At 63.0% G+C, this 14,972-nt stretch carries 13 protein-coding genes; 2 read left to right on the forward strand and 11 right to left on the reverse strand.

The annotated features are described in order from the left end of the window. Position 1: 1 nt before the first annotated feature. From pufL to ACTIEZ_RS00475, 8 genes are all read right to left on the reverse strand, one after another. Positions 2-826 (reverse strand): photosynthetic reaction center subunit L, encoded by an 825-nt coding sequence (gene pufL / locus ACTIEZ_RS00440; RefSeq protein ID WP_439544668.1) that lies wholly within the window; start codon positions 824-826, stop codon positions 2-4. 139 nt (positions 827-965) lie between these two features. Continuing rightward, positions 966-1,145, reverse strand: coding sequence for a light-harvesting antenna LH1, alpha subunit (gene pufA, locus ACTIEZ_RS00445; protein ID WP_439544669.1), 180 nt, complete (start codon positions 1,143-1,145; stop codon positions 966-968). A 12-nt stretch (positions 1,146-1,157) separates the two neighbouring features. Continuing rightward, entirely contained in the window at positions 1,158-1,388 is a 231-nt protein-coding gene (pufB, locus tag ACTIEZ_RS00450) for a light-harvesting antenna LH1, beta subunit (protein WP_439544670.1), read from the reverse strand. Positions 1,389-1,574: 186 nt separating this feature from the next. After that, a complete protein-coding gene (gene bchZ / locus ACTIEZ_RS00455; RefSeq protein ID WP_439544671.1) occupies positions 1,575-3,023 on the reverse strand; it encodes a chlorophyllide a reductase subunit Z in 1,449 nt (482 codons plus the stop codon). Positions 3,024-3,026: 3 nt separating this feature from the next. Further along, positions 3,027-4,544 (reverse strand): chlorophyllide a reductase subunit Y, encoded by a 1,518-nt coding sequence (gene bchY / locus ACTIEZ_RS00460; protein WP_439544672.1) that lies wholly within the window; start codon positions 4,542-4,544, stop codon positions 3,027-3,029. Further along, positions 4,537-5,532, reverse strand: a complete 996-nt coding sequence (locus ACTIEZ_RS00465) for a chlorophyllide a reductase iron protein subunit X (RefSeq protein ID WP_439544673.1) — start codon at positions 5,530-5,532, stop codon at positions 4,537-4,539. Before ACTIEZ_RS00465 ends, bchY begins: the two co-directional genes overlap by 8 nt. Further along, a complete protein-coding gene (bchC, locus tag ACTIEZ_RS00470; RefSeq protein ID WP_439544674.1) occupies positions 5,529-6,461 on the reverse strand; it encodes a chlorophyll synthesis pathway protein BchC in 933 nt (310 codons plus the stop codon). The genes ACTIEZ_RS00465 and bchC overlap by 4 nt, the downstream gene beginning before the upstream one ends. Before the next feature lie 224 nt (positions 6,462-6,685). Then, entirely contained in the window at positions 6,686-7,777 is a 1,092-nt protein-coding gene (locus tag ACTIEZ_RS00475; protein WP_439544675.1) for a methyltransferase, read from the reverse strand. Positions 7,778-7,965: 188 nt separating this feature from the next. On the opposite strand from ACTIEZ_RS00475, the gene crtD reads away from it, so the two are divergent. Beyond that, positions 7,966-9,522, forward strand: coding sequence for a 1-hydroxycarotenoid 3,4-desaturase CrtD (gene crtD, locus ACTIEZ_RS00480; RefSeq protein ID WP_439544676.1), 1,557 nt, complete (start codon positions 7,966-7,968; stop codon positions 9,520-9,522). Between the two features lie 74 nt (positions 9,523-9,596). Continuing rightward, complete coding sequence (locus ACTIEZ_RS00485) at positions 9,597-10,355, forward strand: hydratase (RefSeq protein WP_439544677.1); 759 nt, start codon at positions 9,597-9,599, stop codon at positions 10,353-10,355. A 16-nt stretch (positions 10,356-10,371) separates the two neighbouring features. On the opposite strand, the gene ACTIEZ_RS00490 is transcribed toward ACTIEZ_RS00485, so the two are convergent. From ACTIEZ_RS00490 to ACTIEZ_RS00500, 3 genes are all read right to left on the reverse strand, one after another. Further along, positions 10,372-10,641 carry a hypothetical protein gene (locus ACTIEZ_RS00490; protein ID WP_439544678.1) on the reverse strand — a complete coding sequence of 90 codons (270 nt, stop codon included), beginning with the start codon at positions 10,639-10,641 and terminating at the stop codon, positions 10,372-10,374. A gap of 79 nt (positions 10,642-10,720) precedes the next feature. Further along, positions 10,721-14,419, reverse strand: a complete 3,699-nt coding sequence (locus ACTIEZ_RS00495) for an N-6 DNA methylase (RefSeq protein WP_439544679.1) — start codon at positions 14,417-14,419, stop codon at positions 10,721-10,723. Between the two features lie 297 nt (positions 14,420-14,716). Then, positions 14,717-14,860, reverse strand: coding sequence for a hypothetical protein (locus ACTIEZ_RS00500; protein WP_439544680.1), 144 nt, complete (start codon positions 14,858-14,860; stop codon positions 14,717-14,719). Between the last annotated feature and the right edge of the window lie 112 nt (positions 14,861-14,972).

Raw genomic sequence — 14,972 nt, forward strand, 5'->3', positions numbered from 1 at the left:
CTCAACGCCAGATCGGCAGGTTGAGCCACCAGGTCCACCATTCCGGCCAGCCACGCGACCAGAAAGGACCTGAGATGATGATGCACACCGCGCTCCAGAAACCGGCGTTCATCGCCAGCAACAGGCCCACACGGTGAATGCCCAGCGTACCGACCGAATAGCCGATCAGATCGCGGAAGAACGTATCTTCATATTCCGGCGACTTGACGGTTTCACCCTTGGCCGGGTTCACCGCAGACAGCACCAGCGCGCCGTGCAAGCCAAGCGCAAGCGTGGTGGTGAAGAAGAAGCTCACCGCCAGCATGTGCGCCGGGTTGTAGTGGAAATGCAGATACTGATAGCCGGTGTTCGACACCCAATCGAGGTGCGGGAAGATACCATAGGGGAAACCATGGCCCCAGGCGCCCATCAACAGCGGGCGGAACACCACGAGAGTGACATAGGCGAAGATGGCCATCCCGTACGCTGCGGGCACATGATAGCCCATGCCCAGCTTGCGACAGATTTCCACTTCACGCAGCGCCCAACTGACGAAAGCGCCGATCGCGCAGATTGTCACGATCTGCCAGATGCCACCTTCCTTCATCGGTGCCAGGGACAGGCCGTAGCTCAGGTCCGGTGGCGCGATGTTGATCAACCAGGGGTTCCATGTCGGACCAATGGCGGCGCCATACAGGATCAGGAATGTACCAAGCGCCGAAAAAAACAGCGTCGTGACTCCGAAGAACCCGACATAAAAGGGGCCGACCCAGAAATCGAAGAGGTCACCGCCGATGAGCGTGCCGCCTCGTACTCGATATTTACGTTCAAAACTCAGCACTGCCATGGCGCATCTCCTCCTCGACCCTGCAACTCACGCCGGCACATTACCGATCGGCAATCTATCCGAAGACGGATGGGCGGGCGTTGTGACAAACCCGCCCATCACGTCAACAGAATCAGCCGGTCGGGCTGCCTGACCTGAGTCAGGCGGCCTGATTGGCTTCGATCACCGCTGCGGAAGCGGCCGGCTCTGCACCATCGAGCCAGTTGTAGCGTTCGGTGCTCAGCAGGATGAAGTGGATCAGGATCGCCAGCGTGAACAGGAACACGGCCAGGGCGGTCAGGATGCGCTGCGGATTGAATGTTTGCCAGATTTTCCACATTGTCGTCGCTCCTTAAGCCCGGGGCGCAGCGGCGCCGGAAGCGTCCGCTTGCTGGATCTGGTGGATTTCCGTGGCTGCGAAGGCGCGCTTCGAACCCAGCCAAGGACGCCACACCCAAACCAACCAGTGGGCGATCACCGCCACGATCACAAAGAACGCCATCGACACGACGAAGCCCCGGTGGAACTCCTTCGCTTCGGCGTCGGTCAGGTAGGTACCTGGACCAATCTTGTTGTCACTCATGCCTTTTCCTCCGATGGTTCCGCCGCACGAGGCCGTCATAGCCCCGCCCGACCGGCGGCTTTGCGGCGTAGGATGATTCCACCGCAAAGTATTTGAGACCTGTTGGGGAACCCCCCGCAAGGCCAATTCCGTCTCTGCCAACCATGGCAAGTTTGTAATGGTTTGAAAAGGGGAACATGGCCCGATTCACGCCGCTTGTGCTTCATAAAGTCGCGCGGCAGCATGTAGCCGGTCGATTGTTACGATTTTCTCACCTGCGTCGCGGGTCGCACGCTCCGCCGCGTCCCGCAAACGCTTGGCCGCAGAGATTCGCACCAGCACCGGTTCCTTGTCCACCAGCCTGTCGAGCGCCGACCGGGCATCGTCTTCCCACATCACCGCTTCCAGCAGCTTCGATGGCGTGGCATCCGCCTTGTCCATCATCGTGGACAGCGGCAGGATGAAGAACAGCGCATCGAACAGCGCGTTGCAGACTTCCTGCACGATCCAGGTGCACCCGGCATAGCCCATGAACGGCGTGCCGGTGTGGCGCCGGATGGCAGCGCCGGGGAAGCTGGCGTTGATGTAGATGGAGCGGCTGTTGGCCTCTGCCATGTACATGCGCTCGTTATAGCTGCCGAACACGATCAGCGGGCTGGAGGTGCGGATCGCCTCGCGCACGGCCTGGTTGTCGGGCTTGATGCCGGCATTGCGCTGGAAATCGAACACGCAGGGCATGCCCATATCGTCTTCCAGGAACACCTTCATGCCACGCGCATAGGTTTCCGTGGCCACGATGCCAAAGCTGGCGGTGGCAAAGAAATCCTGGGTCACGCTGCGCCACAGGTCCCACAAGGGCTTGATGGTGGTGTGCTTTTCCTTCTCGATGAACGGTTCCGGGTCCACCCCGGTCAACTCGCCCAGCTTGCGCAGGAAGGCGGTGGTGCTCGACAATCCGATCGGCGCCTGCAGGTAAGGCCGCTCGAGGGTCTCGCACAGGTTGCGGCCCCATTCGCGGTACATGCACACGTTCACCGATGCGTCGGCCAGCCGGCGGATGTCGGCAAGGTGCGTGCCCAGCGGGAACACCATGTTGACTTCGCAGCCCACGCCTTCGATCAGCCGGCGGATCTCCGCCAGGTCGGATGGCATGTTGAAGGTGCCATATTGCGGCCCGATGATGTTGACGAGCGGCTTCTCGCCCTCCTTGCGCACCTTGGGCGCCGGCATCTTCTTCGGCCCGAATTCCTTCCACAGCCAGGTCAGCGCCCGGTCGGCAGACTGCCACTGATCCTCATCGATGGTGCGCGGCAGGAAGCGCACGATGCTGGTGCCTTCCGGTGTCACGCCGCCGCCGATCATCTCGGCGATGGAGCCGGTCACCACCACCGACGGCAGCGTTGGATCCAGCGTCTTCCACGCCCGCTTCATGGCGCCTTCGGTACCGGTCTTGCCGAGTTCTTCCTCGGCAAGGCCGGTGACGACGATGGGCAGCTCGTGCGGCGGCAGGCCGTCGGTATAATGCAGCACCGAGGTGACGGGGAGGTTCTCACACCCCACCGGGCCATCGATGACGACTTGCAGGCCCTTCACCGAGGTGAAGCTGTACACTGCACCCCAATAGCCGCCTGCCCGATCATGGTCCAATACCAACATGGCTCAGTTCCCGATCGCTTCGCTCGCCTTGGCGGCGGCGATCATCTTGCCAGCGAACTTCTTCTTGAACTCCGGCCGGTCCACCGGAACATCTTCCCAGATGCCGGCGGCATGGCCTTCGCCAACGCCGTTGAAAAAGCCCTTCATCATGTCGAACCGGCTCTTGTTGCCGAGCGCGGCATTGATGACCTGCGCCAGGCTGCCGGCACCCGCCGGACCCATCAACGGGCGGGCGGAGATCAGGTTGGTGAAATACAGGCCAGGCGTCGCCTTGGTCTTGGCATGCTGCACCACCGGCGTCGTGCCGATGGCCAGATCGGGGCCATATTCCTCGACCGCGGCAATGTCCTGCTCCAGGCTGGCACGATACTGGATGCGCGTGCCCTTGGCTTCCAGCCACTCGCGATCCGGATCAGACCATCTGGTGCGCGGGCAGGCGGTGCCGACATAGGGCACATCGGCGCCGCTTTCGATCAGCAGCCGTGCCACCAGCAGTTCGGAACCTTCATAGCCCGAAACGGTGATGCGCCCCTTGATCGGCTTGGCCGACAGCGCGCCGACAATGGCGGGCAGCCACTTGTTCTGCGCGGCGGCCACCTTGTCGGCCGACAGGCCGAAGGCGTCGCCGATGGCCGCCAGCCAGGCCGCGGTACCGTCACGGCCGACCGGCGCCGAACCCACGATCGTGCGCCCGGCCGCTTCGAATTCGCGGACGGCCGCCGTGTAGAACGGGTGGATTGCCGCCACCACCGGCGAAGCCAGCGCAGCATAAAGCTCACGCCATTCGCGCGTTGGCACGACGGGACCGGTGGTGAGGCCCATCGGCTCCAGCATCATCGAGATCCCCACCGGATCGGCCGGGAACATCTCACCCAGCAGGGTCACGGTCGGCTTGTCGGGCATCACGGCCGGCGCCGCGACCGGGCCGGCCATGATTTCCTCACGCGCATATTTCAGCATGGCGCCGGCCAGCACATCCTTGGCTTCGGCATGGGTCGGCACCCCGAAACCCGGCACATCGATGCCGATGATGCGCACGCCGTTGATGGCATTGGGCAACAACTGCAACGGCACGCCCGACGCCGTCGGCACGCACAAATTGGTCACCACGATGGTATCGTACAGCGCCGGGTCGGCCATGTCGTGGACGGCCTCGCGAATGTCCTCGAACAATTTGCCGGTGACCAGCGTTTCCGAATTGAACGGCACATACCCAACCGTGCGCCGCGCCCCATAGAAGTGCGAGGTGAAGGTGAGGCCATAGACGCAGCAGGCCGAGCCGGACAGGATCGTGGCCGTGCGGCGCATGCGCAGGCCGACCCGCAACGAGCCGAACGCCGGGCACATGGACTGCGGCTGATCATGCGGACCCTTGGGGTAATCGGCCGCATAACGGTCGAGCACCTCGGTCTTGCCGGCCTTGGCCGCCGCGTCGCGCATCGTGTCGGCCCCGGCGTGGCAGCCGGCGCCTTCAAGGGGTGGGGCGCCCTCCGGGGCAGCGGTGACAAGATCCTCAGACATTGTCGTACACCACTTCCAGGCTCGGCTTCGTCTCGAAGACGCCGCCGCGCATGTCGGCCTGGGTTGCCGGCTTCAGCGTGAAGTTGCCGCCAGTATCTTCGGGCTTGAACAGCGCCAGCAGGCCATCCTGATCGAGTGGTTTCGGCCGCACCGGCGGCGCGGTTTCGACATTTTCGGCAAGCTGGGCAAACAACGGGCCCCACTGGCTGTCGGGCGTGCCGATGATCTGATAATTGGCCGATTTCTTGCGGATATCGTCGTGTGCGGGGATGCTGACCAGCACCGGAATGCCAACCGCTTCGGCAAAGGCCTGCGCTTCGCCGCTGCCGTCATCCTTGTTGATCAGGATGCCGGCCACCCCGACATTGCCGCCCATCTTGCGGAAATACTCGACCGCCTTGCAGACATTGTTGGCAACATAGAGCGATTGCAGATCGTTCGAACCGACCACGATCACCTTCTGGCACATGTCGCGGGCGATCGGCAGGCCGAAGCCGCCGCACACCACGTCGCCCAGGAAATCGAGCAGCACATAATCGAAGCCCCAATCATGGAAGCCCAATTTTTCTATGGTTTCAAAGCCATGGATGATGCCGCGACCGCCGCAGCCACGGCCGACTTCCGGCCCGCCCAGTTCCATCGCGAACACGCCGTCGCGCTGGAAGCAGACATCCTCGATGGACAATTCTTCGCCGGCAAGCTTCTTGCGGGACGAAGTCTCGATGATCGTCGGCGTCGCCTTGCCGCCAAACAACAGGCTGGTGGTGTCGCTCTTGGGATCGCAACCGATCAGCAGCACGCGCTTGCCCTGCTGCGCCATCATGTAGGACAGGTTGGCGAGCGCAAAGCTCTTGCCGGAACCGCCCTTGCCATAAATGGCGATGATCTGGGTTTCCTTGGTGATTTCACCAGTGTGAACGGGGTCCGGTTCGACAGCAGCCTCATCACGAAGCGCGGCGACCTGATCCAATAGTGCGTTGATGCTCATGCGATATTTCTCCAGTCGAAGACCATCTTGAGACAGGTGGGGTCCGAAAAGGCGCGACCATATTCAGTTGGCGCGTCGGCTGCGGGAACCCGGTGCGTCACAAGGCCCTCGAGTGACAGCCTACCGCTGCCCACCATCGCGAAACAAGTCGCGAGGTCGTCAGGCTGGAACTCTGTGGCGATGCGGATACGCGCTTCACGCCGGAACGCAGGCGCGAAGTTGAACGACAGCGGCTCGCTGTAAAAGCCGGCCAGCACGATCTCGCCACCGCGCGTCATGTGCATGACGGCCTGGTCCAGAATGCGATGGTCACCGCTTGCGTCGTAGATCGAGCGGTAATCGCGCCGCTCGTCGCTCTCGGGCTTGATCACCCGATAACCTTCTGCACCCGACATGCGGGCGTCGTTGATTTCCCAAACCACCGGCTCCACCCCGGCCGCCAGCGCGATCCGCGCCAACAAGCGCCCGAGCACGCCATGCCCGATGATCAGATCCGGCATTTCGCCGCCAACCACCGCATGTTGCGCGGTGGCGGCCAGGCTCATCAGCACGGCCTGTTCGCCCATGCCATCCGGCATCGGGATGACGCGCGCCGCGCCGGTGATGACATGGCGCGCCTGGCCGCCGAACAGCCCGCGCGCGCCTTCGAATTTCGACGAACCCGGCACGAACACGGTCTTGCCAATCATGGCCTGCGCGTTGGCGCCCGCATCGATCACCGTTCCCACGGCTTCATATCCGGGAACCAACGGATAGCCCATGCCCGGAAACATCGGCATCGTACCGTTGTACATCAATTTCTCGGTGCCCATGGAGATGCCGGAATAATCCACCGCCACCACCACGTCATCGGCGTCGGGGGGAACCAGCGCCAGGCGACGCAGGGCGACGCGCTCGGGCTCCTCCACGACAACAGCCAATGTATCCATTCAAACGCCCCTCAACGAAGGACTGGCCGGCTGCAGCGCAACCCGCCAGGCCCCCTCCACCTGCGGCAATCTATCCAATGCCTATCCGGGCTGTAAAGCGCGCTTGACGCTTGTGGAAGAAAAAAATTGGACATTGCCGGTCCACTTTAGGGCTTGACGGCGTTGGACTTTCTCCGATTCGCGCCGGCCGCGAGTCTCGCCAGGCCCTTCCAAACGCCTCTGAATCACCGCTCCGCCACGATCAGCCGCGTCACCATCGGCAGCGCGGTCGACACTTCACGGGCGGTGCTGAATCCCGCGCTGGCGAGCAGCACCAGATAATCCGCAGCCGTACGCGGCCGGCCCGATCCCATCGCCCACAGATAAAGCCCGAAATAGGCGTCCCCCATCACTTCGGCGCCCGCTGTCCCGGCCATCGGCTCGGCAATGATCAGCCGGCCACCGGGCGGCAGCGCGGCATGGGCCTTGGCGAGCAGCGCCTGCACCACCCTATCGTCATGATCATGGCAGATGCGCACCAGGCTGATCAGATCGGCGCCGCGCGGCAGCGGATCGTCACGGAAACTGCCGCCATGCAAAGCGACATGGGACAGGCCGCGCGCCGCCAGTTTCGGCTTCGCCCCCTCCACCACCGCTGGCAGATCGAACAATTTCATCGCCAGCCGCGGATGGCGCGCCGCCACCTCGGCCAGGAACGCCCCGTGCCCCCCGCCGACATCCATGATGCATTGGTGGCGATCGAACCGATAGGCATCGATCACCTGTTCGGCCACCATCGGCTGGCTCGCCGCCATCAGCGCCGAATAGGGCGCCACTGCGCCGCCGCCGCCCTGCCAGCTTGCCGCATCGGCCGCTGCCGGCAGCCCTTGCCCCGCCGCCGGCGCATAGGTCCAGAACGCCGCCAACTTGCCCTGCCCGCGCCCGCCGCTCAGCATGGCCAGCGGATCGGCGAGATCATCATAGAAAATCTTGTGATGCTCGATCATCGCCAGCGCGCCCTGGTTGGACGACAGCGCCGCGCCGCGCTGCCCCAGCACCCACAGATCGGGCGCCGCCAGCTCCACCAGATCAATCGCCCTGGCCGCCCCCAGCAGCCGCTGCATCGCATCAATCGGCAGCCCGGCCACCTGCGCCAGGTCCGCGGCGCTCGCCGGCCCCTGCGCCAGCGTGCGGATCACGCCGGCATCCACCGCCGCCGTCAGCGCCTTCGTCTGCACGAAACCGGTAATCACCGCGAACATCGCATTGGCATGGTACCGCGCCGTGCGCCGAAACAGCGGGTTGCGCATCGCAAAGCGCTGAAACTTCGGATTCATCAACACGCGGTTGCGGGCATTAAGCCAACGCAATTTCCACCCACCCGCAGCTTCATCAGCAGCCATTCAGGCGGTCCCTGCTGTCAAATGGTCTGGACACGTGTGGCCCAAGGGGTCAATCATTGTGCCGTCAGTCGGGTTGGGCGGATGGCAGTCACGCCACCGCGCCGTGGATATCGGAGAGCGTTTTGGCAGGCCCTGACGGCGTTGTCATCATCGGTGCAGGCATGGGCGGCCTCAGCGCGGCCGTGCTGCTCGCCGCGCGCGGGATCCCGGTCACCGTGGTGGAGCGCATGGCCGCCCCCGGCGGCAAATTGCGCACCGTCGATGTGGCAGGCGTCGCGGTCGATGCCGGCCCCACCGTGTTCACCCATCGCCCGGTGTTCGAGCGTATCTTCGCCGATGCCGGCGCCAACCTCGACGATCATCTCACCCTGGTGAAATCGACACGCCTCGCCCGCCACGCCTGGCAGGATGGCAGCGCGCTCGATCTGTGGGGCGATCACGCCCGCAGCCGCGATGCCGTGGCTCAGTTCGCCGGCCCCAGCGAGGCCGAAGGCTGGGAACGCTTCCAACGCGAAGCCGCGCGCATCTGGAACGCGCTGGAAACCCGCTTCATGGAAAGCCCGGCGATGAACCCCATCGGACTCACCCTGAAATACGCGCCGTTCCACCTGCACGAAATGTTCGCCATCAACCCGTTCCAGACCCTCTGGAAAGCGCTCGGCAGCTATTTCCGCGATCCGCGCCTGCACCAGCTTTATGGCCGCTATGCCACCTACACCGGCGCCGATCCCTTCCAGGCCAGCGCCACGCTGATGCTGATCGCCCATCTGGAGGCACGCGGCGTCTGGCTCGTCGATGGCGGCATGCACGAGGTCGCGCGCCAGCTGGCGGCGCTGGCACAGCGGCTGGGCGTGCAATTCCACTACAACGCGCACGTGTCCGAGATTCTGGTCCGGGGTGGCCGCGCCGCCGGCGTGAAACTCGCCAGCGGCGAAGACATCCTCGCCAACGACATCCTCTCCAACGGCGACATTTCCGCGCTGGCCGATGGCAAGTTCGGCCCGGCCGCCGCCCATGCCGTCACCGGCGTGAAACCCCGCGATCGCTCGCTGTCGGCGCTGGTCACCATGATGACCGCCGATGCCAGCGGTTTCGATCTCGATCGCCACAATGTCTTCTTCTCCACCGATTATGCTGCCGAGTTCCGGCAAATATTTGGTGACCAGCGCCTGCCGGCCGAACCCAGCATCTATGTTTGTGCCCAGGATCGCGGTATTCACGGGCTTTCGGGGGGCCCGGAACGCTTCCAGTTGATTGTCAATGCGCCGGCAACTGGCGATATGCGCCCACCAAATGAAGAGGAGATGGCCCAATGTCAGACATCGACCCTGGCGGTGCTGGCAAGGTGCGGGCTGATCCTGCGGCCGACAGCAACGGTGCCAGTCGGCCCGGCGATGTTCGAGGCGCTTTTCCCTTCGAGCGGTGGGGCCCTTTATGGTCGGGCCTCGCACGGGTGGCAGGCCAGCTTCCGCCGGCCTGGCAGCAAGACGAAGCTGCCCGGGCTCTGGGTGGCGAGTGGCTCGGCGCATCCCGGAGCGGGCGTGCCGATGGCGGCCTTGTCCGGCCGCTTGGCGAGCGCAGCGATCCTCAAGGCCCGCGGTTTGATCAGGACGTTCCACCCAACGGCTACCGCTGGTGGTATGTCGACGCCGAAAGCGACTGCGGACAATATGGGCTGACCATCATCGCCTTCATCGGCTCGGTCTTCTCCCCCTATTACAAGGCCGCCGGCCGCGACGCCCCGGAAGATCATGTGTCGCTGAACGTCGCGCTCTACGGCGGCCGCACCCGCCGCTGGGCGATGACGGAGCGGGGCGCCGGCGCCCTATTCCGCGACACCGCCACGCTGCGCATCGGCCCCAGCCAGGTCCGCTGGGACGGGCAGACATTGGTGATCGATATCGAGGAAGAAAGCGCCGTGCTGCCGCTGCCCGTGCGCGGCCAGGTGCGCGTCACGCCAATGGTCTTCGGCCAACGCCGCTTCCGCCTCGATCCCTCCGGCCGCCACGTCTGGGAACCGCTCGGCCCCTGCGCGCGGGTGGAGTTGACCTGCACCAATCCGAAAATCAGCTGGTCCGGTACCGGCTATCTCGATGCCAACCACGGCAGCGAGCCGCTGGAAGACGGTTTCGCCGATTGGCAATGGAGCCGCGCCCACCTCGCCGATGGCTCCACCGCCGTGATGTACGAAGGCCAGCTGAAAGGCGGCACCGATTTCGGCATGGCCCTGAAAATCGGCCCCGATGGCCAGGCCGAAGTCATGGAAATGCCCGCCCGCGTCGTCCTCCCCAAAACCCTCTGGCGCCTCGACCGCTTCACCCGCGCCGACGCGGGATATACGGCAAGGGTCCGCGCCACCTGGGAAGACACCCCCTTCTACAGCCGCACCGCCCTCGCCACCCGCCTGTGGGGCGAAGATGTCGTGGCCGTGCATGAATCGCTGAACATGAACCGGTTTGCGACGGGAGCGGTGCAGTGGATGCTGCCGTGGCGAATGCCCAGAAAAGTCTGATGCAAGCTGTGAAGGGCTAGGCCGCCCTGGTCAGTCGTTCTACTTCCGCCCCGAAGGCCAGTTCCAACTGCCGGCCTTCTTCCGGGTCAAGCCACTGCGCCATGATCGGGAACATGGCGATATGCTTCTTCATCACTGCGGCTTCGAACGGGATTACGTCGGATTCCCGAAGCTGCGCAATAAGCGCGATCATCTGGTTGCGGACATCGTCCGCCGTCAGCGGCAGACGCTGCGGGGCGGGGACACGCTGCGGTTGCGGCTCTTCACCGAAAAGATCTTGCTGCACTTCCACACGCTACCGATACCAGACGTGTGAACCACCATGAAAGCGGCTTGCCGAACATATCCACAGGCTTTTTGCCCGATCAGGCGTAACGCTGCGAACTGTCGAGCCCGGTACGATAGCCGTGCAGGCGGGTGCTGCTGCCCGGCCAGCGCGGCACGATCTGTTTCAGGAACGGGTCAGTCAGCATGTCGTGCCGGATGGCTGCCAGATCATCGGCATCCAGGCCCAGCGCCGGCCCGACAAGCGCGTCAATGCGGTCCACCTGTGCTTCGATGGCTGCCTGATGATCGCTGCCGTTGAAGCGGGCAACGATCGCTTCATACGCGGCCCGCACGCCAGCATCGGGCGGGATGGCCATGCCCAGCAGCTCTTCGCGGTCAACGCCAACCCCCGGCCGCGCACGCAGCGCGGTGAGCAGGCCGCGCGCCGTGGCTTCGTCGCTGATGTCGAGATAATCATAAAGCTGATCAGACACTTGCAGATGCCAGCCAAGCTGGCCCTGGTTGAGCGACAGCGCCCGGCTGATCTCGATCTTTTCCGCGCCGCGCCGAAAGCTTTCGGACCATTCGATCTTGCCCTGCGCGCTGCGCACCGCATCGCGCAGGGCAAGCAGCGGCAGCCGATCCAGTTCGGAAAACATCTGCGTCTGCGTGTGCAGCGCATCGGCACAGGCGGCATTGAAATCGGCGCGCAAGGCTTCCAGCGGCTGCGCGGCCAGCGCCAATGTTTCGTTCCAAGGCAACAGTCGGAGATTTGTGGGATAGACGTCACCACGCATCAAATTCAGATAAGACATGCGCCCCATCAGCACGTAAAAATATCGATAAATCCTTGAAACAAACAAAATATCAAACGGCACTGCGATAAGATCAAGCCGTGGAGCAAAAACAGTCGCAGTATCGGTGAAGGCAATAACCCTTGGATCAAACGAAGCGGCATTTGGACACGTGCTTATACGAGCAACCGCCCACATTCGTTCTGGCAAAATATCCATGAATTCGAACAGGTATCGGTTCCGAGCTGCCCTGATATTTACTCCCGAATCCTGTGCGGCCCCATAGATTTCGCCTGTTAGGATGTTCTCAGCCTTGAAAATAGTATGACCACTGCCCTTAAGTACGTACTCCTTTCGTCCAGCAAACACGACACCGCGCGAAACCATTTCGCGGCGTTCCCAACGGTCTTTGTCCCGCAATGGCTCGCTCAAAGACGTTGCCCCCCTATCGGCACCAGAACTCTTGTACCAGTAAGTCTGAAATGCTGACGCCAGTGTGTCGTTGGCGTGCAATTTGGCCAAAATTGCCTGCCGCGCCGGAGTCAACCGCGTCATGATGCGGCCATCGGGCGTGAAGATATCGGCATAGTCTGCCGTCACCGTTGGCGCGTCGGCAATGCGGAATGTCGGCCGTTTGCCGCCTTCGTGGAAATCGATGATGCTCTTGTCAGCAAGCCGGATGGTGACACGATCTGGTTCCCATCGTGCACGGTTGCGCGCCGCCATCGTCTGCCACTGGGCTTGCCGGGCCGGAGTCGCGGACGCAGCTCGCGCCTCCAGCCACGGCTGCAACCTCGCCGCCCGCACCTGCAATCGCCGCACCGGATCGGCGGGCAACGGCGTCGCCTGGCTGAGCAGTTCCGGTGCAATGGGCAGACGTGGTGGCCGAGCCTCCACGATCAGCAGCATCGGCAGCACATCGGCGTCGAAGACATGTCGCCAGATCACTTCCAGATCAACGATCTCGGTTATGGTCCAGCGGCCATCGGGCGCCAACAGCCGACGCAGCGCAGCATTCTCGTTGGTGCCGCAGAGCGCCAGAGGCACGACATAGCCCATGCGCCCCGCGCGCTCGCCCCAGCGATTGGGTTGCCGACACCAATCGGTGAGCGCGCGATAGATGAACAGTGCATAGAGATTGGCTTCGGCCGAAATGCCCGGCCAGGTTTTTCCGCCGCCGATGAAATCGCGATTCTGTTCGAAATATTGGCGTGTCGCCTGGCTCACCTCGCCGCCGCGTTCGGGGCGGACATAGGGCGGATTGCCGCCAACGCCGCCATAATCCAGTTGATCCAGTTCCGCCCAGCGGCCGGGCAGCGCCTGCCCGGCATCATGGGAAACGATGCTGCTGGCCTTTTCCGAAATCGGAATGTCCGGAAAATCCTCGGCCGCCAGCAATTCCTCCCGGAACGGCAAAATGTGCCACAGCAACTGAATCTGCGCGAGCACCGCCGAAAATGTGTTGAGATCATTGCCGGCCAGCCGTTCCAGCGCCGCAACCGCTTGCGGGTAGCTGCCGATGCCGCGATCCACATCGTCACCGGCCGCCTGCTGATAGCGCTCGATGAGGAAGGTGCCGCTGCCGCAGGCGGGATCGAGAAAACGGTCCGTCTCGTGCAAATCCAGCCGGTCCACGATATAGCGCGCAATGCTGGGTGGAGTGAAATATTCGCCATATTTCTTGCGCTGATCCCGATCCAGAAAACGATCATAAATGCCGGTGAGAATATCGCCTTTCACCGTGGTGAAATCATAACGGGACAATTGGAACATCGCCCATTCGATGGCCGCCGACAGCCGTTCTTCATGGGCATCGAACACCCAATCCAGTTCGGTTTCATCGAAAGCAGCCGCATAAAGCGCTTGCGCCTTTTCATAGGCGAGCTTGAGCAGGCGGGTGTAGCCCTGCTCGAAAATGGTCCGCAACTGCTGGAAGGCGGCAACCCCGCCGTTGCAGACATAGCGATGAGCGCCGAAAAAGCCGTGATCTTCAAAAAAACGGATCAACAGGATGCGGGCCAGCACCAGATTGGCCGTTTCGGTGGCAAACATCTCCAACGCCTGATTTTCACCGGCGCCATCATCCTTAACGCTGATGCGGGCGCGGAATTGCGGCCAGCCGACAATTGCCAGACGGGCAATGCTGCCGGCCTTGCGGAGCCGCCGATTGAGCCGGGCAACATCAGCGCCATAACCGCGCTGTTCCAGCCGGGGATTGCCCTTGATGGTCAGGCTGTGGGCATCGAACGTATAGGGGCCATAGCTGGCATCAAACGCTGCCACCAAGGCGGCAATCGCTTTCACGTCATCCTGCACGGATTTCAGAGTTTGCAACGTTGCCTGCTGCAGCGTGCGGGTGGTGTCCCGCAGGGTCGTGTAGAAATTGCGGCGCGCAAGTTGCACCCGGTTGATCGTGCGCTGCGTGGCACCATCGGGAGCAATCAGCTTTTCGGTCGCGATCAGCGACACATCGCCTTCGCGAAAGCGGCGCAGCCGTTCGGGAACTCCGGCCCTGTCGCTGTGGAGATCGGCGAACTTGAGCCGAAATGCCGCTTCGTTTTCGCTGTGAAGGGCGAACTCGATATCGTTGGCGTCGTCGGCCACGCCGCTCATCACCGGGCGGGCGATGAACAACGACGGGTTGACCATCACGAACCAGGCGGTGTTGGGCGTGATATATTTCGATTTTTCGGCAAACAGGGCTTCACGGACCGAACGGTTGGCCAGATTGGTTCGGCCGTCCTTGGCCTCGACCACGATCCAATCAACCTCATGGGAGCGGCCGTTAGCCAATGTCAGGCCGCTGGGGGCTCGGCAGGTTACATCCGGCCGGCCAGCATCACCCGCTGTATCGACGAGCACCTGATTGCCGCGATAGCCCAGGAAATGGACGAACAACTGAAACAGGCGCGGATACATGCTGGCCTCTTGGCCATTGCACGTGGCTGCAATGTCTGCGGCGATCTCCGTGAAATCAATCTTGTTGGCAGGCCGGCGTGCCATCATCCCTCCAAATCACCAACCGGCTACCTGTCAATTACCGGCGAAACAAGCTGTTGCTTGCTCGCGAGACCCTCCATGCCCCTATCGAACCCTCATCCGTCTTGTCCCGAAGGCATTCGATTTCGCGCGGTGCGGCGACCTGTCCTACACGGCCCGAATGTGGTTATGCTGGCGCGGCCCATTCCACCGTCAGCACCCGCACCAACGCCCGCAAAAAATGAGAATAGCAGCGAAATCAACGCCTAATCCCGCCGGAATCGTCAACACCGTCAAAACCCGGCGGGCTGGCCGGGCGGCTCAGCCACCCGCCCCGTCATCCTTGTCCGCCTTGTCCCCCGGCTTTTCGCGCAAAGTCCACAACTGCCAGCCCGCAAACGCCAGCACTGCAAACAGCGTGATGCCGCCTTCGATCAGACCATAATATTCTGCCGGAATATCCATCGCACCAAGGCTGGCAGGCAAAGCGGGGCCCGTCAACGATCAGCCTTCATTGCTGACAGGCCGGCCCGCTTGCGGCATGATGCAGGTTTGCGAGGGGGCGCTCGGTCATGTT

Source organism: Sandarakinorhabdus sp. (assembly GCF_051860625.1).
Taxonomy (GTDB): Bacteria; Pseudomonadota; Alphaproteobacteria; order Sphingomonadales; family Sphingomonadaceae; genus Sandarakinorhabdus.

Excerpts from the sequence above, each read along its gene's own strand:
- pufL (WP_439544668.1), bottom strand. The coding sequence starts at position 826 with ATGGCAGTGCTGAGTTTTGAACGTAAATATCGAGTACGAGGCGGCACG.
- pufA (WP_439544669.1), bottom strand. The coding sequence starts at position 1,145 with ATGTGGAAAATCTGGCAAACATTCAATCCGCAGCGCATCCTGACCGCC.
- pufB (WP_439544670.1), bottom strand. The coding sequence starts at position 1,388 with ATGAGTGACAACAAGATTGGTCCAGGTACCTACCTGACCGACGCCGAA.
- bchZ (WP_439544671.1), bottom strand. The coding sequence starts at position 3,023 with ATGTTGGTATTGGACCATGATCGGGCAGGCGGCTATTGGGGTGCAGTG.
- bchY (WP_439544672.1), bottom strand. The coding sequence starts at position 4,544 with ATGTCTGAGGATCTTGTCACCGCTGCCCCGGAGGGCGCCCCACCCCTT.
- ACTIEZ_RS00465 (WP_439544673.1), bottom strand. The coding sequence starts at position 5,532 with ATGAGCATCAACGCACTATTGGATCAGGTCGCCGCGCTTCGTGATGAG.
- bchC (WP_439544674.1), bottom strand. The coding sequence starts at position 6,461 with ATGGATACATTGGCTGTTGTCGTGGAGGAGCCCGAGCGCGTCGCCCTG.
- ACTIEZ_RS00475 (WP_439544675.1), bottom strand. The coding sequence starts at position 7,777 with ATGAATCCGAAGTTTCAGCGCTTTGCGATGCGCAACCCGCTGTTTCGG.
- ACTIEZ_RS00495 (WP_439544679.1), bottom strand. The coding sequence starts at position 14,419 with ATGGCACGCCGGCCTGCCAACAAGATTGATTTCACGGAGATCGCCGCA.
- ACTIEZ_RS00500 (WP_439544680.1), bottom strand. The coding sequence starts at position 14,860 with ATGGATATTCCGGCAGAATATTATGGTCTGATCGAAGGCGGCATCACG.